17 protein-coding genes are annotated in these 22,899 nt (G+C 74.1%); 10 read left to right on the forward strand and 7 right to left on the reverse strand.

What is annotated here, in order from left to right; genetic code table 11:
- Window positions 1–53: 53 nt before the first annotated feature.
- Complete coding sequence (locus AB0H75_RS31580; RefSeq protein ID WP_367802661.1) at window positions 54–1,073, forward strand: LacI family DNA-binding transcriptional regulator; 1,020 nt, start codon at window positions 54–56, stop codon at window positions 1,071–1,073.
- 74 nt (window positions 1,074–1,147) lie between these two features.
- Here the strand turns inward: AB0H75_RS31580 and AB0H75_RS31585 are convergent, their stop codons facing one another.
- The 3 genes from AB0H75_RS31585 to ilvA all read right to left on the reverse strand — a co-directional run bounded on the left by AB0H75_RS31585 (window position 1,148) and on the right by ilvA (window position 4,478).
- Window positions 1,148–2,140, reverse strand: a complete 993-nt coding sequence (locus AB0H75_RS31585; RefSeq protein WP_367802663.1) for an LLM class flavin-dependent oxidoreductase — start codon at window positions 2,138–2,140, stop codon at window positions 1,148–1,150.
- A gap of 122 nt (window positions 2,141–2,262) precedes the next feature.
- Window positions 2,263–3,117 (reverse strand): LLM class flavin-dependent oxidoreductase, encoded by an 855-nt coding sequence (locus tag AB0H75_RS31590; protein ID WP_367802665.1) that lies wholly within the window; start codon window positions 3,115–3,117, stop codon window positions 2,263–2,265.
- 110 nt (window positions 3,118–3,227) lie between these two features.
- Window positions 3,228–4,478: a threonine ammonia-lyase IlvA gene (gene ilvA, locus AB0H75_RS31595; RefSeq protein WP_367802667.1), complete on the reverse strand. Its 1,251-nt coding sequence runs from the start codon at window positions 4,476–4,478 to the stop codon at window positions 3,228–3,230.
- A 188-nt stretch (window positions 4,479–4,666) separates the two neighbouring features.
- On the opposite strand from ilvA, the gene AB0H75_RS31600 reads away from it, so the two are divergent.
- From AB0H75_RS31600 to gdhA, 4 genes are all read left to right on the forward strand, one after another.
- Entirely contained in the window at window positions 4,667–5,209 is a 543-nt protein-coding gene (locus tag AB0H75_RS31600) for a cysteine hydrolase family protein (protein ID WP_367802669.1), read from the forward strand.
- A 185-nt stretch (window positions 5,210–5,394) separates the two neighbouring features.
- Window positions 5,395–5,646 (forward strand): hypothetical protein, encoded by a 252-nt coding sequence (locus tag AB0H75_RS31605; RefSeq protein ID WP_367802671.1) that lies wholly within the window; start codon window positions 5,395–5,397, stop codon window positions 5,644–5,646.
- Window positions 5,647–5,717: 71 nt separating this feature from the next.
- Entirely contained in the window at window positions 5,718–6,896 is a 1,179-nt protein-coding gene (locus AB0H75_RS31610) for an SGNH/GDSL hydrolase family protein (RefSeq protein ID WP_367802673.1), read from the forward strand.
- A gap of 117 nt (window positions 6,897–7,013) precedes the next feature.
- Window positions 7,014–8,357 (forward strand): NADP-specific glutamate dehydrogenase, encoded by a 1,344-nt coding sequence (gdhA, locus tag AB0H75_RS31615; protein WP_367802702.1) that lies wholly within the window; start codon window positions 7,014–7,016, stop codon window positions 8,355–8,357.
- Between the two features lie 20 nt (window positions 8,358–8,377).
- Here the strand turns inward: gdhA and AB0H75_RS31620 are convergent, their stop codons facing one another.
- Complete coding sequence (locus AB0H75_RS31620; RefSeq protein WP_367802675.1) at window positions 8,378–9,466, reverse strand: LacI family DNA-binding transcriptional regulator; 1,089 nt, start codon at window positions 9,464–9,466, stop codon at window positions 8,378–8,380.
- A gap of 176 nt (window positions 9,467–9,642) precedes the next feature.
- Here AB0H75_RS31620 and AB0H75_RS31625 point away from each other — a divergent pair, with 176 nt between their 5' ends.
- From AB0H75_RS31625 to rph, 3 genes are all read left to right on the forward strand, one after another.
- Window positions 9,643–11,553: a DUF2264 domain-containing protein gene (locus AB0H75_RS31625; protein WP_367802677.1), complete on the forward strand. Its 1,911-nt coding sequence runs from the start codon at window positions 9,643–9,645 to the stop codon at window positions 11,551–11,553.
- A 35-nt stretch (window positions 11,554–11,588) separates the two neighbouring features.
- Window positions 11,589–12,077, forward strand: a complete 489-nt coding sequence (locus AB0H75_RS31630; protein WP_367802679.1) for a cupin domain-containing protein — start codon at window positions 11,589–11,591, stop codon at window positions 12,075–12,077.
- Between the two features lie 198 nt (window positions 12,078–12,275).
- Complete coding sequence (rph, locus tag AB0H75_RS31635; protein ID WP_367802704.1) at window positions 12,276–14,906, forward strand: rifamycin-inactivating phosphotransferase; 2,631 nt, start codon at window positions 12,276–12,278, stop codon at window positions 14,904–14,906.
- A 22-nt stretch (window positions 14,907–14,928) separates the two neighbouring features.
- Here rph and AB0H75_RS31640 read toward each other — a convergent pair whose 3' ends face one another.
- Window positions 14,929–15,582, reverse strand: a complete 654-nt coding sequence (locus AB0H75_RS31640; protein ID WP_367802681.1) for a response regulator — start codon at window positions 15,580–15,582, stop codon at window positions 14,929–14,931.
- Window positions 15,557–16,864, reverse strand: a complete 1,308-nt coding sequence (locus AB0H75_RS31645; RefSeq protein ID WP_367802683.1) for a sensor histidine kinase — start codon at window positions 16,862–16,864, stop codon at window positions 15,557–15,559. Before AB0H75_RS31645 ends, AB0H75_RS31640 begins: the two co-directional genes overlap by 26 nt.
- A gap of 183 nt (window positions 16,865–17,047) precedes the next feature.
- Between AB0H75_RS31645 and AB0H75_RS31650 the strand changes: the two genes are divergently transcribed.
- Both AB0H75_RS31650 and AB0H75_RS31655 read left to right on the forward strand, forming a co-directional pair.
- On the forward strand, window positions 17,048–18,958 hold the full coding sequence (locus AB0H75_RS31650) for a serine hydrolase domain-containing protein (RefSeq protein ID WP_367802684.1): 1,911 nt from the start codon (window positions 17,048–17,050) through the stop codon (window positions 18,956–18,958).
- Between the two features lie 99 nt (window positions 18,959–19,057).
- Window positions 19,058–21,223 (forward strand): family 43 glycosylhydrolase, encoded by a 2,166-nt coding sequence (locus AB0H75_RS31655; RefSeq protein WP_367802685.1) that lies wholly within the window; start codon window positions 19,058–19,060, stop codon window positions 21,221–21,223.
- An 83-nt stretch (window positions 21,224–21,306) separates the two neighbouring features.
- On the opposite strand, the gene AB0H75_RS31660 is transcribed toward AB0H75_RS31655, so the two are convergent.
- Window positions 21,307–22,890, reverse strand: a complete 1,584-nt coding sequence (locus AB0H75_RS31660) for a lectin (RefSeq protein WP_367802686.1) — start codon at window positions 22,888–22,890, stop codon at window positions 21,307–21,309.
- Window positions 22,891–22,899 lie beyond the last annotated feature (9 nt).

Consider the following 22,899-nt stretch of genomic DNA (forward strand, 5'->3'; position numbering starts at 1 on the left):
ACGCTGATATCGGGGCGTTACCATCAACTGCGACACCGAAGAGGGGGAAGCCCATGGGAGTGAGCCTGCGGGACGTGGCCGAGCTGGCCGGCGTCTCGGTGAAGACGGTGTCCAACGTGGTCAACGGCTACGCCCACGTCTCGCCCGCGACCCGCACCAAGGTCGAGCGGGCCCTGTCCCAGCTCGGCTACCGGCCCAACCTGTCGGCCCGCAACCTGCGGCAGGGCCGCACCGGCGTCATCGCGCTGGCCCTGCCCGAGCTGGACGCGCCCTACTTCGCCGAGCTGTCCAGGTTCGTCATCCAGGCCGCCGCCGAGCACCGCTGGCTCGTCGTCATCGAGCAGACCGACGGCAGCCTGCGCCGCGAGCGGCAGGTGCTCGACGGCGTGCGCGACCACCGGGTGGACGGGCTCATCCTCAGCCCCATCTCCATCGGCGCGGACGAGCTGGCGGCCCGCACCGACGAGACCGCGCTGGTCCTGCTCGGCGAGCGCATCTACGACGGCCCTGCCGACCACGTCGCCATCGACAACGTCCGCGCGGCCCGCGACATCACCGAGCACCTCATCGCCCTCGGCCGCACCCGCGTCGCCGCCCTGGGCGTCCAGGACCAGTCCATCAGCGGCACCGCGCCCCTGCGCCTGGCCGGCTACCGCGAGGCGATCGCCGCGCACGGGCTGGCGGAGATCACCGCCCAGGTCGAGCGCTACAACCGCGCGGAGGGGGCGGCCGCGATGGCCAGGCTGCTGGACGCCCCGTCCCCTCCTGACGCGGTCTTCTGCTTCAACGACCTGCTCGCGCTGGGCGCGATGCGCACGGTGCTCGCCTCCGGGCGGCGCGTTCCCGAGGACGTGGCGCTCGCGGGCCTGGACGACATCGAGGACGGCCGCTACAGCACGCCCACGCTCACCACGGTCGCGCCGGACAAGGCGCAGCTCGCCCGCCTCGCGGTCGACCTCCTCAAGCTGCGCATGGACGGGCGGGCCGACCGGCCGCCGCAGGAGATGCGCACCGGCTACCGGCTGATGATCCGCGAGAGCACCACCGGCGTCCGGACCCGCGCGAGCTCCTGAGGCGGCGGCCGTCACCGCGCGGCCCGGTCACCGCGCGGCCCCCGTCACCCCGCGGGTTCCCGGGGCGGCCCCCGTCACCGCGCGCGGGCGTCCGGCTGCCGGCTCAGGTCGCCGAGCACGTCCGCGGACAGCCGTCCGAGCTGGTCGGCCAGCCGGTCCGGCGGGAACAACCACAGGCCGAGCGTGTCGGCGCCGCTGTCGAGCAGGCCCTGGAGCCTGGCCCTGACCTGGCCGGGGTCGCCCGCCGCGGCGAACTCGTCGATCCAGGCGTCCTCGACGGCGAGGGGCTCGTCCTCCCCGAGCGCCGCCACCCGCGCGCGGATCTCGGCGCCGTGACGCGACCGCCCGACCAGCGCGGTGTGCGCCTCGGCCTTGAGGAAGAAGCCGACCGCGTCCCGTACGGCGTCGCGCGCCTGCCGGCCGTCGTCGGCGATCGCGGCCAGGACGAAGGCGGTGACCGGCGGCCGCCGCCCCGCCTCGTCCACCAGCCCGCGCGCCCAGGAGACGTAGGAGGGACCGGCCAGCACCGACAGCAGGACCCCGTCGGCCCGCGCGCCGGCGGCCCGCAGGGCACGCTCGTTGACGGCCCCGATCCACAACTCCGGCGCCCGCCCCGGCACGAACTCCAGCCGGACGCCGTCCAGGTGGTGGGGCCCGGCGTCGCGATCGACGGTGGCGCCGCCGAGCAGGTCGCGCAGGACGTCGAACGTCTCGGTGACCGCGCTGAGCGGCCGCTCGGGCACCAGGCCCATCTGCCGCAGCCAGTGGGTGTTGCCGAGCCCGACGGCGGCGCGGACCCTGCCGGGATGGGTCCTGGCCAGCCCCGCCAGCTCCATCGCCAGGATCGCGGGGTGCCGCGTCATCACGCTCGCCAGCCCGAGCCCGGCGGGCACCTCGCGGGTCGCGGCGAGCAGCTGCGTCAGGCCGGACAGGCCGCCGGTGAAGAAGCAGTCCTCGGAGAACCACAGCTCGCCCAGTCCCAGCCGCTCGGCCAGAGCCGCGCCCTGGGCCAGCTCTTCGGGCGGGGTCAGACTGCCGAAGACGACACCGATCCTGCTGGAGTCCATCGTGCCTCCTGGGGGTGGCGCGCCGCCCGGGGCGGGCGGCGCGGATCGTCCGCGTCGTGGACGGTCGCCCACGACACCCCGCCCTAACCGGACACGGTGTCCATTTATTCCGTTGGGAGCGGTCAGCGTCCGGCCAGCTCGGCCACCACCGGGGCGAGCGTGCCGGCGGCGCCGGCGCCGAAGACGAAGTAGGAGAAGCCGAGCTCCTCCCGTCGCCGCTGGATCTCCTCGGCGGCCGCCGCGGGGTCGTCGGGGAGCGCCGCCAGCGAGTCCGCCGCGTGCAGCGCGGCCGGGTCGATGCCGGGCGAGGCCATGAACGGCGCGACGGCGTCGCCGACCACCGCCACGTGCTGCGCCAGCTCGACGTCCCGGGCGGGGCGGAAGTCGCGTACCACCCGGGTGATCTCGCTCCGGTCGTCTCCCGGCATCAGCGCGAAGGCGACCGTGTCCGCCAGGTCGGCCGCCAGGGCCCGGGCCTTCGGCCCGCGCACGGCCATCACCACCGGCGTGTACGCGCCGGGGCCGTCGAGGTCCCGCAGCGCCGCGACGGCCTCGCGCACCTGGGCCAGCCGCTCGCCCGGCGCCGCGACGGGCAGCCCCAGCTCGCGCAGCTCGTCCTCGATGCCGGGCCGGCCGGTGCCGATGCCCATCTCGAAGCGACCGCCGGTGAGCACCGACAGCGAGTGCGCCTCCCACGCGGTGCTCCAGGCCGGGCGCGGCGGGGAGGCGTACACCCACGTGCCCACCCGCAGGTCGGTGAGGGTGGCCGCGACGGCCAGCGTGGGGGCGGGCGCCGGCTGCCGGTGCGGGACGTCGGGCATCAGCAGCGTGGAGTAGCCGCTGCCGGCGATGCGGCGCACCTGCTCCCGCCACGCCGGCAGGTCCGTCCTGAGCGGGGCGACGACCCCGAACCGGAAGGGCCTGGTGCCGCGGGCCGCCGTGGAGTTCGCCGTGGAGTTCGCCGTGGAGTCGGTCATCGTTCTGTCCTCTTCTGCAGGGTGTCGCGGGCGCCGTGGCCGGCGTCCCACCCCCTCCACGAACGCCACCGCCCCGATCCGACAGCCGGCGACGAGATCGCGCGAAAAAGTCAGAGGATGAATGTGAACAGAGGAGAGCCCGGCGGGATGCGCTCCACCGTGAGCGGGCCGGACTTCATCCGGGACAGCAGGCTGTCGAGGTCGCCGGCGCGCTCCAGCTCGATGCCGACGAGGGCCGGGCCGGTCTCGCGGTTGTTCTTCTTGACGTACTCGAAGGCGATGATGTCCTCGCCCTCCCCCAGGACCTCGTCGAGGAAGTGGCGCAGCGCGCCGGGGCGCTGGGGGAAGGTCACCAGGAAGTAGTGCCGCAGCCCGATGTGCACGAGCGAGCGCTCCAGCACCTCGTTGTAGCGGCTGACGTCGTTGTTGCCGCCCGACACCACGCACACCACCGGCCCGCCGGAGGCGTGGGGCAGCAGCTCGCGGGCGGCGGCGCCGGCGAGGGCGCCGGCGGGCTCGGCGATGATGCCGTCGCTCTGGTAGAGGTCCAGCATCTCGGTGCAGACCGCGCCCTCGTCCACCGCGACGATCTCGTCCACCAGGTCCTTGACCAGGGGGTAGGTGGCCTCCCCCACCCTCCCGACGGCGGCGCCGTCCACGAAGGTGTCGAGCTCGGGCAGCGGGACCGGGCCGCCGTGGTCGAGGGCGGCGCGCATGCTGGCCGCTCCGGCGGGCTCGGCGCCCACGATGCGGGTGGCGGGCGAGTGCTCGCGCAGCCAGACGGCGACGCCGCTGATGAGGCCGCCGCCGCCGACCGGGACGACCACGGTGTGCGGCGCCCGCCCGCACTGCGCCAGGATCTCCAGGCCGACCGTGCCCTGCCCGGCCATCGTCCTGACGTCGTCGAACGGGTGCACGTAGACCGCGCCGGTGCGCTCGCTGTCGGCGTGCGCGGCGCCGCTCGCCTCGTCGTACGTGCCGCCGCCCACCACGATCTCCACCCGGTCGCCGCCGAGCGCCGCGATGCGCTCGCGCTTCTGCCGGGGCGTGGTGGACGGGACGTACACGCGGCCGTCGATCCCCAGCCGCGCGCAGGCGAACGCGACGCCCTGCCCGTGGTTGCCGGCGCTCGCGCAGACCACGCCGCGCCGCCGCTCCTCCTCGGTGAGCGAGGCGATCAGGTTGAACGCCCCGCGCACCTTGTAGGAGCGGCAGACCTGCGCGTCCTCGCGCTTGAGCAGCACCTCGCCGCCGAGCAGGCCGGACAGCCGCTCGTTCGGCTCCAGCGCGGTACGGCGCACCACCGGCCGCAGCCGTTCGGCCGCCTGGCTGATCATGGCGGCGGTGAGGCGGTCGGTCATGCGCGCTCCTGGTGTGGCGGTGGCTCGGAAGGGTCGCCGGCGAGGCGGCGGGACGATGCCGGTGCCGGTGCCGGTGCCCCCGCCGGGCCGCGCGACCTTCATCACCTTACCGGCGCGACGCCACCGGCTCTCCGCTGTCCGTTCCGCTGTGCGGGGATAAGCGGTGAAGGTCTGGATAGACAAGGTCTATGGCAAGATCTGCGCTGGTCGTCATCGACATGCTCAATCCATACGATCATCAGGACGCCGAGCTGCTCGTCCCGAGGGTGGAGGCGATCATCGAGCCCGTGGCGGAGCTGGTCGCCCGGGCCCGCGAGCGGGACGACGTGGAGCTGGTGTACGTCAACGACAACCACGGCGACTTCTCCGCCGACCGGCACGAGATCGAGAAGAGGGCGACGCAGGGCCGGCGCCCGGACCTGGTGAAGCCGATCCTGCCGCCTCCCGAGTGCGCCTTCCTGCCCAAGGTGCGCCACAGCGCGTTCTTCGGCACGTCGCTGGAGTACCTGCTGTCCCACCTGGAGATCGGGACCGTGGTGCTGACCGGGCAGGTGACGGAGCAGTGCGTGCTCTACAGCGCGCTGGACGCGTACGTGCGCCACTACGACCTGGCCGTGCCGCCGGACTGCGTGGCCTCCATCGACGACGAGCTCGGCCGGGCGGCGCTGCGCATGATGGAGCGCAACATGTCGGCGGACCTGTCCCCGTCGGAGGACGTCCTCGCCCGGTGACCCCGCCCCACCCGGTGACCCCGCCCCGGCCTCCGGGCGGGAGCGGAATGAACCTTTCACCGCTCCCGGGATGTTCGCGCTGGTCGCCGTGGCCCCGCGCGGACCGATCTTGCGGCGGTGGCGGGCCCTGTCGTCCAATGCACGGTGATCGCCCACACGATGCGACCCTCACGAGGGGAGAACCGGTGCGTCACAGAATCACCGCCTCAGCGCTTGTCGCGGTCACCACCCTGGCGTCCGTCCTGGTGACGAGCGCGCCGGCGCACGCCGCGTCCACGCTCCAGGTCGTCTACACCAACCTGTCCTACGACATCTGCGTCTCCTTCGGCCGCTCCGGCCAGGAGACCGGGCGCTGGCAGACCTGGTGGTGCAGCACGCACTATCCGCAGACCTATCCGGGGGGCTACACCTACGACCTGTGGGCGTACGTGAACTGACGTTCCTCCCGGCTCCCCGCCGGCGGGGAGCCGGGCCTGCGGCCATTTCTCTCACGACAAGGGAGCGGACATTGCGCGGCTTACGACGACGCCGAGGAATCCGGAGCACTGCCGCCGTCGCGGCCCTCGCCGCGGCGGCGAGCCTGGCCGCCGCGCCGGCGTCGGCCGCGGCCGGCTCCGGGCCCGCCTGCGCCGGAGCGGCGGTCTCGTGCGACCGCCTGCCCGGGGGCGTGCTGGCCCGCGCCCACACCGCCGGACGGGTCGAGGACCGGGGCGACAGTGTGCGCTACACCTGGCCGGGCGTCTCCTTCGAGGGCCGTTTCCGCGGCACCGGGGTCGGGATCGTGCTGAACGACGCCGCCAACGACTACGACGTCCAGATCGACGGCGGCACCCCGGTCACGCTGCGCACGCCGGGCAGGACCACGTACCAGGTGAGCGGGCTCGGCGGCGGCGTCCACACCGTGCGCCTGGTCAAGCGGACCGAGAGCCCCTGGACGCCCGGGGAGTTCGGCGGGTTCGTGGCCGCCCCCGGGGGCCGGATCCTGGCCAGGCCCGCCCCCCGCGCCCGGCAGATCGAGTTCATCGGCGACTCCTGGACCGCCGGCTACGGCAACATGTCGACCAGCCGCGACTGCTCCGCCACCGGCGGGATCAATCCCAACTCCAACGCCGACCAGACCTTCGGCGCCCTCACCGCCCGCGCCCTGAACGCCGACCACCAGCTCACGGCCTGGTCCGGGATGGGCATGGTCCGCAACTACAACGGCGGCAACCCCGGCACCGACTACCGCACCTACTACGACCGCACCCTGCAGGCCGCCGACCCCTCGGTCTGGCCGCGGCCGAGGAGCTGGAACCCCCAGCTCGTCGTGGTGGGCCTGGGCATCAACGACTTCTCCACCCCGCTCAACCCGGGCGAGCCGTGGGCGGACCTCGACGCGCTGGCCGCCGACTTCCGGGCCGCCTACCTGGGCTTCCTGGCCAAGCTCCGCCTCCGGTACGGCCCCGGCACCCACATCGTGCTGACCTACCCCACGATGGCCGGCACCCCGCTGGCGGACTCCGTCGAGCAGGTCGTCCGGCAGCGCAACAGCCAGGGCGACACCCGGGTGAGGTCCCTGCACTACGACAACGACGCCCTGGGGCTCGACCTCCTGGGCTGCGACTGGCACCCCTCGCTGCACGACCACCGGCTCCTGGCCGGCGCTCTCGGCAGGTTCATCGGCACGCTGCCCATCAGGTGGTGACGGCCCGGCGCCTCCCCGACCCGGCCTGACGCTTCCCCGGCCCGGCCGGGTCGCTTTCTTCTCACTACCGGCGCAATCGTAAAGTGAGCACGATTGCACCAGTGAGAGAGGGAGCACCTGTTGCACGAGAAACTGTCGTCGATCTACGACAACGTCCTGCGCCGCAACCCCGGTGAGGCCGAGTTCCACCAGGCGGTGCGCGAGGTGCTCGAAAGCATCGGCCCGGTTCTCGGCAAGCATCCCGAGTACGCCGAATCGAAGATCATCGAGCGTATCTGCGAGCCCGAGCGGCAGATCATCTTCCGGGTGCCCTGGCTGGACGACCGCGGCGAGGTGCAGATCAACCGCGGCTTCCGGGTCGAGTTCAACAGCGCGCTGGGGCCGTACAAGGGCGGGCTGCGCTTCCACCCGTCGGTCTACCTGGGCATCGTCAAGTTCCTCGGTTTCGAGCAGATCTTCAAGAACGGGCTGACCGGCCTGCCGATCGGCGGCGGCAAGGGCGGCTCGGACTTCGACCCCAAGGGCCGCTCCGACCGCGAGGTGATGGCCTTCTGCCAGAGCTTCATGACCGAGCTCTACCGGCACATCGGCGAGTACACCGACGTGCCCGCCGGTGACATCGGCGTCGGCGGGCGCGAGATCGGCTACCTGTTCGGCCAGTACAAGCGCATCACCAACCGCTACGAGTCGGGCGTGATCACCGGCAAGGGGCTGGCCTACGGCGGGGCGCAGGTCCGCACCGAGGCCACCGGCTACGGGTGCACGTTCTTCGTGGAGGAGATGCTCAGGGCGCGCGGCACGTCGTTCGACGGCAAGCGGGTGGTGGTGTCGGGCTCCGGCAACGTGGCGATCTATACCATCGAGAAGGTCCAGCAGCTCGGCGGCGTCGTGGTCGCCTGCTCCGACTCCTCCGGCTACGTGGTGGACGAGAAGGGCATCGACCTGGCGCTGCTCAAGCAGCTCAAGCAGGTCGAGCGCGGCCGGCTGGAGACGTACGCGGCGCGCCGCGGCGACCACGTGTCGTTCGTGCCGGGCCGCAACGTGTGGGAGGTGGCCTGCGAGGTGGCGATGCCGTCCGCCACGCAGAACGAGCTGACCGGCCGCGACGCCGCGTTCCTGGTGGACAACGGCTGCGTCGCGGTCGGCGAGGGCGCCAACATGCCGGCCACGCCGGAGGCCGTCAAGGTGTTCCTGGAGGCGGGCGTCGCGTTCGGGCCGGGCAAGGCGGCCAACGCGGGCGGGGTGGCGACCAGCGCGCTGGAGATGCAGCAGAACGCCAGCCGCGACTCCTGGACGTTCGAGTTCTCCGAGCAGCGCCTCCAGGAGATCATGCGGGACATCCACACCCGCTGCCTGACGACCGCCGAGGAGTACGGCATGCCGGGCAACTACGTGGCCGGCGCCAACATCGACGGCTTCCGCCGGGTGGCCGACGCCATGCTGTCACTCGGCCTGATCTGAGCGTCCCGGCCCGACGGCGCTCAGCTCGCGGCCGGGGGCTTGAGGGGGCGCACCGAGTCGCGCACCACGATGTGCGTGCCGAGCATCACGTGCCGCCCGCCGCCCGCGCCGGCCGGGCTCCGGCCGGCTTCGAGCGCCAGCCGCACGGCCGTGCGGCCCAGCTCCTCGTGCGGCACGTGCACGGTGGTCAGGTCGAGGTCGGCCGCGGACGGCAGGTCGTCGAAGCCGGCCAGGGAGACGTCGTCGGGCACGCGCAGCCCGTGCTCGCGCAGCGCCCGGCGGGCACCCGCCGCGATGAGGTCGTTGCCGGCGAAGATCGCGGTGAAGTCGGGCGGGCCGGCCGCCAGCCGCTCGCGGATCATGCGGTAGCCCTCGCTCCGCTCCATCCGTCCGGTCATCTCCAGGCCCGGGTCGTGGGGGACGCGGTGGTCGGCCAGGGCGTCGCGGTAGCCGAGGACGCGGCTCTCCGGCGTGGTCCAGCCGTCGTGCCGGCCGAGGAACAGGATGCGCCGGTGCCCCGCCGACAGCAGGTGGCTGGTGATGGCGTAGGCGCCGCCGGTGTTGTCGTACTCGACGACGAGCGCCGGGACGTCGGGGCCCAGCGGGGGACGGCCGCACAACACGAGCCGGGATCCGGCCGCGGCCAGCGCGCGGGCGTACTCGGCCATGCGCTCGCGGTGGGCCTCGTTGTCGACGACGTTGCCGACCAGGATCACGCACTCGGCGTGCTCCTGGCGCATGAGCTGGACGGTGGCCAGCTCGCGCTCGGGGTCGCCGCCGGTGGTGCCGATGATGCACAGCTTGCCCTCCAGCGCGGCCTGCGCCTGGACGCCCTGGGCGACGTGGGCGTAGTGGGGCGAGACGACGGAGGTGACGATGATCGCGACGCTGCGGTTGCGCGCCCCGGCCAGGCCACGGGCGTCGGCGTTGGCCACGTAGTCCAGCTCGCGCACGGCCCGCATGACCTTGCCGCGGGTGGCGGGCGCGCTGGGATAGGTGCCGGACAGGATCCGGGAGACCGTGGCCACCGACACGCCCGCGTGCGCGGCCACGTCGCGGATCGTCGCGGGCCGCCGCCCCCCGTCGCCGGACGTCGCGCGCCGGGCCATCACACCTCCACCGGGCCGGGAAACGGCGGGTAAACCGTTTACGCGCGATGCTCGCCGCTCCCCGACCCAGTGTCAAATCGCATCACCGGCACAAGGCCGGATCGGTGCGGCGGGAGAAGGAGCCCGTGCGGTAGCGTCGTCGCTGAAACCGTTTTACCTCTCCAGGGGTCGCCCTCATGCACCTGCACCTCCCCCCGCCGGACGAGAGCCTGTCCCCGCACACCGGCTGGACCCGCGCCCACTGGGAGGCCGTGGCGGACCACCTGCTGGCCTCCGTCGTGCCGTACGCGACCGACGGCTTCGCCCAGTACCGCCTGCCCGGCCGGGCGAGCAGGTCGGGGGTGGCCAGCGACGGGCTCGAAGGGTACGCGCGCACGTTCCTGCTGGCCGCGTTCCGGATCGCGGGGGCCGGCGGCGACGTGCCGCCCGCGCTGATCGAGCGCTATGCCGACGGCCTGGTCGCCGGGACGGACCCGGCGCACCCGTACGCCTGGCCGGCGCTGACCGACATGTCGCAGCAGCTCGTCGAGGCGGCCTCGATCGCGCTGGCGCTGCACGAGACCCGGCCGTGGCTGTTCGACCGGCTCTCCCCCGCGCAGCGCGAGCGGGTGGTGGACTGGCTGGCCGGGTTCGCCGGCCGGCGCACGCCGGACAACAACTGGGTGCTGTTCCGGGTCGTGACGGAGCAGTTCCTGGCCGGGGCGGGCGGGCCGTACGAGCCGGCCGAGATCGAGGCCGGCCTGGACCGCATCGAGGACTGGTACGCCGGCGACGGCTGGTACTCCGACGGCGCGGGCAAGAACTTCGACTACTACTGCGGCTGGGCGCTGCACCTGTACCCGTCGTTGTGGGCGCGGATGGCCGGCGACACCGCCAGGGGGCAGCGGTACGCGGCCCGCCTGCGCCGCTTCCTGGAGCAGTACCAGCACTTCTTCGCCGCCGACGGCGCGCCCGTGCACCAGGGGCGCTCGCTGACGTACCGGTTCGCGACGGTGGCGCCGCTGTGGCTGGGCGCGCTGACCGGCGCCTCGCCGCTGCCGCCCGGCCGCACCCGGCGCATCGCCAGCGGCGTGCTGCGCCACTTCGCCGGGCGCGGCGCCCCGGACGGGCGCGGCCTGCTGACCCTCGGCTGGTACGACCCGTTCCCGCCCGTCACGCAGCCCTACTCCGGCCCGGCGTCGCCGTACTGGGCGAGCAAGGCGTTCCTCGGCCTGCTGCTGCCGCCCGGGCACCCGGCCTGGACCCGGCCCGAGGAGGCCGCGCCGGTCGAGACGGCCGACGTGGCGCTGACCATGCCCGCGCCCGGCTGGCTGCTGCACGCCACCCGCGCCGACGGCGTCGTACGGCTGGTCAACCACGGCAGCGACCGCGACCGCGTCCAGGATCCGGACGGCCCGCCCGACCCGCACTACCTCAAGCTGGCCTACGCCAGCCACGCCGGCCCCGAGGCCGGCGAGCGGGCCCCGGGCGTGGACAATCACCTGGCGGTCGTCGCCCCCGGCGGGACCGCCTCCCGGCGCCGCCGCATCCAGCCCCTGGCGGCGGCGGACCGCTTCGCGGCCTCGGCCTACGACGACGGGCCGGTCCGGGTGGTGACGGCCTCGGTCGTGGACGGCGCGGCGGAGATCAGGATCCACCGGGTCACCGCTCCCCCGGGCTGCCGGGTCAGGGACGGCGGGTACGCGCTGGCCGCCGCCGTCCCCCTCGATCTGCGGCACGAGGGCACGGCCGCGCTGGCCAGGCGGCCCGACGGGCTGGGCAGCGGCGTGCGCGGCCTGCACGGGCACACCGGCGCGGGCGTGCTGACGGCGGAGGGCGCCAACGCGTTCGGCCGGCACTCGGCCACGCCGTACGCCGTGGCCGGGGCCCATCCCGGCGGCACCGCGATCTACGTCAGCCTGGTCTGGCTGGCGGGTGGCGCGGAGCCTCCCGCGCCGGACGTGCGTGTGGCGGGCGACGTGGTGACCCTGGGCCTGCCCGGCGGGGACACGGTGACAGTGGTCATGGCGGACGTCCCGAGCTGCGAGAGGACCCCGGCTGCGGGGCACGGCAACCGTTCACGCGACGCCGGCCGCCTCCCCCTGTGACAAGCTACAGATCCCTGCCATACGAGGAGGAACGGATGTCGTACCCGGACGCTCTCTACCTGGGCGACAAGGGCGAGGTCACCGGCCGGCTGCGCCCCGCGGACGCCGCCCCCGACCTGTCCATCGGCACGCGCACGAGGGTGCACTACCTGGCCACGGGCGGCAGCACCGACGGCCACTACGGCCTCTACCGGTGGGAGATGGGCGCCGAGCCGTCCGGAGGGGGCGCGCACTTCCACAAGACCTTCTCCGAGTCCTTCTACGTCCTGAGCGGCACGGTCAGCCTGTACGACGGCGAGGTGTGGGACGACCGCTCCCCCGGCGACTTCCTCTACGTCCCGCCGGGCGGCGTCCACGCCTTCCGCAACGCGCACGGACCGGCCACGATGCTGGTGCTGTTCGCCCCGGGCGCCCCTCGCGAGCCCTACTTCGAGGAGCTGGCCGAGATCGTGGGCAGCGGGCGGCAGCTCAGCGAGGAGGAGTGGACGGACCTCTACCGCCGCCACGACCAGTACATGGTCTGAACCGCGTCGCCCGGCCCGGGGCGCGTGTCCGAGGCGTGCGTCCGGGGCCTGGGGGCCGCGCCGGAGCGGCGGGACACGACACCTCCCGCCAGTTTCACTTTATAGCAGATCCGCGCGCCTCATGAGACCTCGAAAAGTGGTTCATACTTGCCCGTTGCATCGACCCGACGAGCAATGGGGGCAACGGAATTGAGCTACGTGATGGGGTTCGAGCAGGTCGGCTCCACGGACGTCGCCGCTGTCGGCGGGAAGGGGGCGCACCTCGGCGAGCTCTCCCGGATCGACGGCGTCCGCGTGCCGGACGGCTTCTGCGTCACGACGGACGCCTTCCTGCGGGTCGTGGCCGGGGCGCCGTCGATCGGCGCCCAGCTCGACCTGCTGGCGCGGGTGCGGCAGGACGACCAGGCGGCGATCCGCGCCGCGAGCGCCGAGATCCGCCGCCTGGTCGAGGACGCCCCGGTCCCCGATGAGATCGTGGCGGCGATCGGCGAGGCGGTCGGCCGGCTCGGGGAGCGGGCCGCCTGCGCGGTGCGCTCCAGCGCCACGGCCGAGGACCTGCCGACCGCGTCCTTCGCCGGCCAGCAGGACTCCTACCTGAACGTCGTGGGCCGCGAGGAGATCCTGCGGCACGTCCGCAGGTGCTGGGCCTCGCTGTTCACCGAGCGGGCCGTCACCTACCGGTGCCGCAACGGCTTCGACCACCGCGGGGTGCGGATGGCCGTGGTCGTCCAGCGGATGGTGTTCCCCGAGGCGGCCGGGGTGCTGTTCACCGCCGACCCGGTGACCTCCGACCGGAAGGTCGCCACCGTGGAGGCCGGCTGGGGGCTGGGCGAGGCGCTGGTGTCCGGCCTGGTGGCCGCGGACGTCTACACAGTGCGCGACGACCGGGTCGTCACCGCGTCGGTGGCCACCAAGTCGCGGCTCGTCCAGGCCGCGCCGGAGGGCGGCACCCGGGACGTGCCCGTCGAGCCGGAGCGGCAGAGCCGGCCGGTGCTGACGGACGCGCAGGTCGTCCGCCTGGTGCGGCTGGGCCGGCGCATCGAGGCGCACTTCGGCCGCCCGCAGGACGTCGAGTGGTGCCTGGCCGGCGACGACTTCCACATCGTCCAGAGCCGGGCGATCACCACCCTGTTCCCCGTCCCGGTGACCGACGACGAGGACAACCACGTCTACGTCTCCGTCGGCCACCAGCAGATGATGACCGACGCGATGAAGCCGCTGGGGCTCTCCTTCTGGCAGATGACGACCCCGCGGCCGATGCACGAGGCGGGCGGGCGGCTGTTCGTGGACGTGGCCCCCATGCTGGCAACGGCCGCGGGGCGCGGGTGGCTCATCGGCACCCTGGGGAAGTCCGACCCGCTGATCCGGGACGCGCTGCAGACCGTCCTCGACCGCGGCGACTTCATCCGCCTGCTCCCGGACGAGGAACCCGGCGCCGCGCCCGGCGCCGCGCCCGCTGGGCCCCCGGCCGGGCACGCCGCCGACCCGCCCGCCCCGATCGAGACCGATCCGGCCGTCGTCACCCGGCTCATCGCGGACAACCGGGCGTCCGTCGCCACGCTGCGGCGCGAGATCCAGGGCCTGTCCGGGCCGGCGCTGCTCGACTTCATCCGGACCGACATCGACGAGCTGCGGCGCCTGCTGTTCGACCGCGTGAGCCACCAGGTGATCATGGCCGGGATGGAGGCGGCCTGGTGGCTCAACGACCACCTGGAGGAGTGGCTGGGCGAGAGGAACGCGGCCGACGCGCTCACGCAGTCCGTCCCGCACAACGTCACCTCGGAGATGGGGCTGGCGCTCCTCGACGTCGCCGACACCGTCCGGCCGCACGCGGACGTCGTGGCGTTCCTCCAGCGCGTCGCGGACGAGGGCCGCGAGGGCGACGGCTTCCTGGACGAGCTGGCCGGGCTGCCCGGCGGGCCGGAGGCGCGCGACGCCATCCGGGGCTTCCTCGACCAGTACGGCATGCGCTGCACGGGCGAGATCGACATCACCAGGACCCGCTGGAGCGAGCAGCCCGTCACGCTCGTGCCCACCCTCCTCGGCAACGTCAGGAACTTCGAGCCGGGCGCCGGCAAGCGGCACTTCGACCAGGGGCTCCAGGAGTCGCGGCGGAAGGAGCGGGACCTGCTGGCGCGCCTGCGCGCCCTGCCCGACGGGGAGCGGAAGGCCGAGGAGACCCAGCGGATGATCGACCGCGTCCGCGCCTTCGCCGGCTACCGGGAGTACCCCAAGTACGGCATGGTCAGCCGCTACTTCCTCTACAAGCAGGCGCTGCTGCGGGAGGCCGGCCGCCTGGTCGAGGCCGGGGTCCTGCGCGAGCGGGACGACATCTTCTTCCTGCGCTTCGAGGAGCTGCGGGAGGTCGTGCGCACCGGCGAGGCGGACGCCGGGCTCATCACGGACCGGCGGGAGGCGTTCCGGTCGTACGAGGCGCTCACGCCGCCGCGGGTCCTCACCTCCGACGGCGAGGTCATCACCGGCCAGTACCGGCGCGACGACTTCCCGCCCGGCGCGCTGGCCGGACTCGCGGTCTCGGCCGGGACCGTCGAGGGCCGCGCCCGGGTCGTGACGGACATCGCGCGGGCCGACCTGGAGGCGGGCGACATCCTGGTCACCGCCTACACCGACCCGAGCTGGACCCCGCTGTTCGTCACCGTCGCCGGGCTGGTGACGGAGGTGGGCGGCCTGATGACGCACGGGGCGGTCATCGCGCGGGAGTACGGCCTGCCGGCCGTCGTGGGCGTGGAGCGGGCCACCCGCCTGATCCGCGACGGGCAGCGCGTCCGCGTCCACGGCAGCGAGGGGTACGTGGAACTCCTCGACTGATCCCCACCGCCCGAGGGAGGCTTCAGTCCACCAGGCCGGCGCGGTGGGCGGCGATGGCCACCTGGACGCGGTTGGTGACCGCCAGCTTGTCGAACAGGTGGGACAGGTGGCTCTTGACCGTGGCCTCGCTCATGCGCAGGCTGGCCGCGATCTCGGTGTTGGAGCGGCCGAGGCCGACCTCGACGAGCACCTCGCGCTCGCGCCCGGTGAGGGTCTCCAGCCGGGCGAGGGCGTCACGGCGCCGCCGGACGGGCGCGTCGGTGGTGACCCGGTGGATCAGCCGCCGGGTCACCTGGGGCGACAACATCGCCTCGCCGCCGTGCGCGAGGCGTACGGCGCGGATCAGGTCGTGCGGCGAGGTGTCCTTGAGGAGGAACCCGCAGGCTCCGGCCTCCAGGGCGGCGAAGACGTGCTCGTCGCTGTCGAACGTGGTGAGGATCACGACCGCGGGCGCCCGGACGAGCCCGCGGATCGCCTCGGTGGCGGCCAGGCCGTCGGTGCGCGGCATCCTGATGTCCATCAGGACGACGTCCGGCCCCAGGCGGCGGGTGGCGGCGACGGCCTCGTCGCCGTCGGCGGCCTCCCCCACGATCTCCACGTCGGGCGCGGATTCGAGGATGAACCGCAGCCCGGCGCGGATCAGCGACTCGTCATCCACCAGCAGCGTCCTGATCATGTGTGTCCCTCGCGGATGCGTCCCACGGCAACCGGCCCTCCAGACGCCAGCCTCCCGCATCGCCGGGCGTGCCGCGAACCGTTCCGCCGAGCAGCCGGAAGCGCTCCGCCAGTCCCACGAGCCCGGCCCCGGCGCCGGCCGGCGTGCCGGCGGGGGTGCCGGTGAGGGTGCCGGCCGGCGTGCCGGCGGGGGTGCCGGTGAGGGTGCCGGCCGGGGTGCCGGCCGGGGCACTCGCCGAGGGCGCCGGGAGTGGGGGCGGGGGCTCGTTGGCGACCGTGATCGTGACGCCGTCGCGCGGGCTCGCGGTCACCGACACGGTGACGGGCGCTCCGGGCGCGTGCCTGCGCGCGTTGGTCAGCCCCTCCTGCGCCAGCCGGTACGCGGCCCGCGCCGCCGCCACCGGTAACGCGCCGAGGTCGCCCCGCAGGGTGACGGCGTTGCCCGCCGAGGCCCAGGTGTCCACCAGCCGCCGCAGGTCGGGGAACTCGTCGTCGTGCCCGGCCCGCAGCACGCCGATGATCGCGCGCAGCTCCTCCAGTGCCTCCTGCGCGGTGGCCCGGATCAGCGCCGCCTCCCGCTCGATCCTGGCCGCCTCCGCGCCGGGGTTGACCTCCAGTCCGCCCGCGTGCAGCGAGATGAGGGTGACCTTGTGCGCGAGCACGTCGTGCATCTCCCGCGCGATCCGGCCGCGCTCGGCGGCCCTCGCCTGCTCCTCGCGCAGGTGCCGCTCGGCCTCGGCGCGCTCGGCGCGCTCGCGCAGGGAGCTGGTGAGCTCGCGGCGCGTGGCGGCGTACCCGCCGGTCATCAGCACGGCGGTGGTGGCGACCAGCGCGGGCAGCAGCCCGCCCGCGCCGACGCGTCCGCTCTCGACCCACTGCTGCCCCAGGAACCCCGCCACGCCGATCACCGCGAGCACCGCGAACCGCGCACCCCGCCCCACACCGGACCGCGCGCCCGGTCGTTCTGCCGGCCGTCCTCCCGATCGTTCTCCCTGTCGCCGGAGGGCGCCGGAGAACAGGCCGATCAGCAGCGGGCCCGGGTTGCCCGACAGCGCGTACCCGGCGGCGCCGAGGGCGGCGACCGCGACCGGCCACCGGTCGCGGAACCAGACCGCGCCCGTGGAGACCAGCCCGGCGGCGGCGATGACCGCGCGCGGCAGCGGCGCCCAGGGGGTCTTGACCGCCAGCAGGGTCAGGATCAGGCAGGCCAGCACGCAGGCCGCGCCGACCGCGCGCGGGCCCGGCGCGGCCATCCGTTGCAGGGCGTTCCGGCACGTCACCACCGGCCCAGCCTAGCCAGGGCGGCGGCCCGCCACCTCCGCCGAACGTCGAGGCCGGCCGTACGGAGATCTCCGACTTAAGTGTGACCCGGTACCGACCGTGATGGCGATGTGGCCGCCCCCGCCCAGGAGCCACCGTGGTGGCCTCGACCTTTCGGAGACCACGACAACGTCTGGAGTCGCGCCGTGCGGCCAGTCCCGCTCCCCCGCCTGCTGATCCCCCTCCGCCTGCTGATCGTCACCGCCCTGTCCCTGGCGGCCCTGTCCCTGGCGGCCCTGTGCCGTCCCGCGGCGGCGGCGGCGCCGGCCGCGTCGCGCCTGCCGGACCCCGGCGAGCTGGCGAGCTTCTTCGACGCCGCGATGGCCGAGGGCCTGCGGGCCGCCCACGTGCCGGGCGCGGTGGTCTCGGTGGCGGGCGGCGGCCGGGTCCTCTTCAGCAAGGGCTACGGCCTGGCCGACCGCGAGAACGCCGTCCCGTTCGACCCCGGCACCTCCCTGGTGCGGATCGCCTCGATCACCAAGCTGTTCACCTGGACCGCGGTGATGCAGCAGGTACGGCAGGGCAGGCTCGACCTGCACGCGGACGTGAACCGCTACCTCACCGGTTTCCGCGTCCCGGCGACGTACCCCCAGCCGGTCACGCTGGCGCACCTGATGAGCCACACCGCCGGGTTCGAGGACCACACCATGGGAGTGGGCGCCCGCAGCAGGGCCGACGTGCCGCCGCTGGGCGACTACCTCGCCGCGCATCTGCCGGCGCGGGTGCGCCCGCCCGGGAAGGTGTCGGCCTACTCGAACTACGGCGCGGCCCTGGCCGGGTACATCGTGTCGCGGGTGAGCGGGCTGCCCTACGACCGGTACGTGCAGGAGCACATCCTGGACCCGCTCGGCATGCGGCACAGCACGGCCGCCGAGCCGGTCCCCGCCGCGCTCGCCGCCGGCCAGGCACGCAGCTACGACTACGAGGACGGCGCCTACCGCCGCAAGCCCTTCGTCTTCGACAACCTCGCGCCCGACGGGTCGATCAGCGCCACCGCGGACGACATGGCCCGCTTCATGATCGCTCACCTGGAGGGCGGCGGGCCGGTCCTCGACGGGCCCACCGCCCGCCTCATGCACCGGCGTTCCTTCGCCGCCGACCCGCGCATCGACGGGTACGCCCACGGGTTCAAGGAGCAGACCCTCAACGGGCACCGGGTGATCATGCACGACGGGAGCTGGGAGGGCTTCCAGAGCGTGCTGCTGCTGGTGCCCGACGCCGGCCTCGGCCTGTTCGTCTCGGCCAACGGCACCGGCGGCGTCGAGGCCGTCACCAAGCTCCTCCCCGCCTTCTTCGACCGGTTCCTCCCCGGCGGCGGCCGGGCGGCGCCCGCCGCCCCTCCCGGCGGGACGGCCGCGCCCGTGGCGGGCTTCTACAAGCCGGCCCGCTCCGCCGAGACGACCATCGAGAAGGTGCTCGCCCTCACCGGCTCCACCCGGCTCCGGATCGACGGCGGCGGGCGGCTCGCCTTCAACGGCGCGACGTGGAGCCCGCTGGCGCCGGGGCTCTACCAGCAGGACGGCGGCTCCCAGCGGCTGGCGTTCGTCACGGACGGCGCCGGGGGCACGTACGCGGCCACCGACGGGCCCGCCTACGAGCTGCTTCCCTGGTGGGACACCCCTCCGGTCAGCCTCGTCGCCGTCCTGGCGTTCGCGGTCACCGCCCTGACGGCCGTGCTCGGCCTGCCCGCGGCCGCCGCGCTCCGGCGGCTGCGCGGCCGGCCCCGCCGGGCGGTCTCCCGCGCCTGGCGCGCCGGCCGCCTGCTCGCCGGCCTGGCGGGCGCGCTCGGGCTGGCGTTCGTCGTCCTGTTCGTGCTGGTGCTGACCGGCGAGACGAGCATCCTGTACGGGGCGCCGGCCTCGTTGCGGGCCCTGCTGCTGCTCCCCCCGCTGTTCCTCGCCCTCGCCGTGGCCGCGTCGGCCGCCACCGCGATCGGCTGGCGGGACCGGCGGGCCGGCGTCCTGGCCCGCGCCCACCAGGTGGCGCTGCTGCTCGGGCTGGCGGTTCTCGCCTGGTTCGTCCTGCACTGGAACCTGGTCGGCTGGCGGTTCGGCTGAGACCGCTTTACAACGTTGGATACAACGATATAGAACGAGCATCACCACCTCCGGCACTGGCACCGAAGACCTGCCCGCAGCGGTCCGAAAGGCTGGCACATGCGCATCGCGACGGTCGCCTCGCTCCTCCTGTCGTTATTCACCGCTCCCTCCTCGTACGCCAACCCGGTCTCGGCCGGGTTCGCCGACACCTTCGCCGACCCGGCGGTCATCCGCGGGCTCGACGGCTACTGGTACTCCTACGGCACCTCCGACCCGCTGCGCGAGGGCGAGGGGGTGCACCACCGGCTGCCCATCGCCCGCTCCAGCGACCTCGTGGAGTGGACGTACGTCGGCGACACCTTCGGCGCGGACGACCTGCCGCCGTACGCCGCGCCGGGCAGCCTCCTGTGGGCGCCGGACGTGCGCTACCTGGACGGGCGCTACGTCATGTACTTCACCGTCACCGACACCGCCGGCACGCCGCACCCGTGGGACTTCGCGATCGGCGTGGCCACGGCGCCGTCCCCGGCGGGGCCGTGGACGCACCAGCCCGATCCCGTGGTGGCGCCGCGGCCGAGCGGGGACTCGTACTGGAACACCATCGACCCGGCGCAGTTCACCGACACCGACGGGCGGAAGTACCTCTACTTCGGCGGGTTCTTCGGCGGGTTGTGGGTCACCGAGCTGACGCCTGACGGGCTGCGGACCGTGGGCACGCCGACGCAGGTCGCCATCGACAACAAGTACGAGGGCGCCTACGTCGTGCGCCACGACGGCTCCTACTACCTGCTGGCCTCCTCCGCCAACTGCTGCGCCGGCCCCACCACCGGCTACTCGGTGCTGGCGGGGCGGGCCACCAGCCCGCGCGGGCCGTTCGTCGACCGCGAGGGGCAGCCGCTGCTCGCCTCCCGGGCCGGCGGCACCCCCGTCCTGGACCAGAACGGGAACCGCTGGATCGGCGTCGGCCACCACGCGCAGCTCACGGACCTGTCCGGCCAGGACTGGATGCTCTACCACGGCATCGACCGCTCCGACCCGTTCCTGGACGAGCCCTACGGCGTCAACGAGCGGCCCATGCTGCTGGACCGGCTGGACTGGATCGACGGCTGGCCGGTGGTGCGGGCCGGGGCCGGGCCGTCGGAGCAGTCGAAGCAGGCGCCGGTCACGCGGGGATCGGTGGACGAGCGTTTCACCGGCCCCGGCCTGTCCGGCTGGCACGGCGGGGACGGCTGGACCGTCCAGGACGGCTACCTACGCCACGCCGCGGCCGGGCGCGCGACGCTCACCGCCCGCCGCGCCGTCGGCGGCGACCTGCGCGCCGAGACCGACCTGCGCACGCCCGACGGGCAGCCGGCGGGGCTGCGGATCGGCGGGGCGAGCGTGACGGTGTCCGGCGGCGAGCTGGCCGTGAGCGCGGGCGGGGCGCGGCGCGCGGTCCCGCTGCCGGGCGGCGCGGCGACCTGGCGCAACCTCGCCGTCACGGTCGAGGGCCGCACGATCACCGCGCAGGCGGGCTCGGCCGACCGGCTCGGCGCCGTGGCCACGGTGCGGCTCGGCTCGCCGGTGCCGCTGTCCGGCCCGTTCGGGCTGGTCGCCGAGGGGCCGGCCGACTTCGACAACGTGAGCGTGGCGAAGCTGTTCACCCCCGTCACGCGCCCGGCGCCGGTCCCGAGCCCCGGGCGCCTGGTGGACGGCGACGAGTTCGACGGGCGGGGCCGCGGCTGGCAGTGGGTACGCGAGGACCCCGCCGCCCGCGTCACCGGCGGCGTGCTGCGCTGGCCGGTCCAGGGGGCCGACCTGGTGGGCACGGCCAACACCGCGAGCGCGCTGCTGCGCGCCGCGCCGGAGGGCGACTACATCGTCGAGACCAAGGTGACCCTCGACCTCGGCGAGGACACGGTACGCAACTACCAGCAGGCCGGCCTGGTCGCCTACGTCTCCGACGACGACTTCGCCCGCCTCAGCCAGGTGGCCATCTGGAACACCCGGCAGGTCGAGTACGGCCGGGAGCTCCCCTTCGCCGGCAGCCTGTCGTACGGCGGGAACATCGTCGGCCCGCCCGCCAGGACCACCTGGCTCCGGCTCGCCCACCGGATCGACCCGGCCAACGGCGAGCACGAGTTCCGCGCCGGCTCCAGCCGCGACGGCCGGACGTGGACGTGGGGCGGGGTGTGGACGTTCCCGAAGGACACCACGCCGCGCGTCGGCCTGGTGGCGCACGGGGGCGCGACGCCGGCCGTGGACGCCGAGTTCGACTACGTGCGGATCTACCGGGCCAGGTGAGCGGGCCGCGGGCCGTCTGATCGCGCCCGCGCCCGGCCCCCTCCTCACGGGGCCGGGCGCGGGCTCCCGAGCGCTCCCAGGGCTCAGGTGCGGGTCCAGCGCTGGTTGGCGCCGCCGTTACAGGACCAGATGATCAGCTTGGTGCCGTTGGCGCTGGCGTTGTTGGGCACGTCCAGGCACTTGTTCGCGCCCACGGCGGTGATGGTGCCGTCGCCGTTGAAGCGCCACTGCTGGTTGCTCTGGCCGTTGCAGTCCCAGACGATCACGTTGGTGCCGTCGGCGGTGCCCCGGTTGTAGACGTCCAGGCACCTGCCGCTCTGGAGGCGCAGCTCGCCGCCGGCGGTCACCGTCCACTGCTGGCCGGAGCGGCCGTCGCAGTCCCAGATCTGCGCCTGCGTGCCGTTGGCGGGCGCGGTGCCGGGCACGTCCAGGCACTTGCCCGAGCCCACGCCCTTGATCGCCTGGGGCGGGACGATGCCGCCTCCGGTCACCACGTACATGGCCGCGCCGTGGCCCGGCACCGACGCGCTGATCGTCCCGGACGAGGAGGACGTCGTGTGCGCCCACAGGTCGCGCACCGAGTACGAGGACGCCGAGCCCAGCCCCAGGGCCGAGGCGGTGGTGGAGACGGTCGAGGTCGAGGTGCCCCGGTTGAGCAGGACGACGGCGACCGAGCCGTTGGACATCGGCTTGCGCCAGACCTCCAGGTTGCCGTTGTCGCTGATCTTGTGGCCCTGCCTGCCGCCCCAGTCCTGGTTGACGGCGATGACCTCGGTGTTGGTGAGGATCGTGCGCGTGTCGGCGCTCATCGTGCGCAGGTCGTTGCCGGCCAGCAGCGGGGCGTTGAGCAGCGACCACAGGCTGAAGTGGGCGCGGCCCTCGGTCGCGCTCAGCGAGCCGACGCCGACCTCCAGCATGTCGGGGTCGTTCCAGCCGCCCGGCCCCGAGTACGCCTCCAGCCCCACCTGCTGGTCCAGGATGCCGGTGATAGAGTTCCAGTTCGCCGCGATGTCGCCGGTGGTGCGCCAGGCGTTGCCCACCGGCATCCCCCAGGTCCACACGCTCTCCTGGCCCCAGTTGCACAGGCTGTACAGGATCGGGCGGCCGGTGGCGGCCAGCGCGTCCCGCATGGCGGTGTAGCGCTGCTGCCCGTTCCGGCCCTGGTGGTCGCCGCAGTTGTCGTACTTGAGGTAGTCGATCCCCCAGGACGCCCACAGGGCGGCGTCGCGCCGCTCGTTGCCCAGGCTCGCCGGGTACCCCGCGCACGTCGTGGTGCCGGCCGAGGAGTAGATGCCGAGCTTGAGCCCCTTGGAGTGGACGTAGTCGGCCAGGGCCTTGATGCCGTTGGGGAACTTCTGCGGGTCGGGCACCAGGTCGCCGTTGGCGTTGCGGCTCCTGGTGGACCAGCAGTCGTCGATGTTGACGTAGGTGTAGCCCGCCGCCGCCATGCCGCTGGAGACCATGATGTCGGCCGTCTGGCGGATCAGGCCGTCGTTGACGTTGCAGCCGAAGCTGTTCCAGTCGTTCCAGCCCATCGGAGGGGTACGGGCCAGGCCGTTGTCCAGGGCGGCGGCCGGTGAGGTCGCGCCGCCGATCGCGGTGAGGGAGCCGGCGGCGAGCAGCGCCGCCGTCGCCAGGCCGAGGATTCTACGCAGCTTGTTCTTCACAGTGGCCTC

This window comes from Nonomuraea sp. NPDC050783, from assembly GCF_040802095.1.
GTDB lineage: Bacteria > Actinomycetota > Actinomycetes > Streptosporangiales > Streptosporangiaceae > Nonomuraea.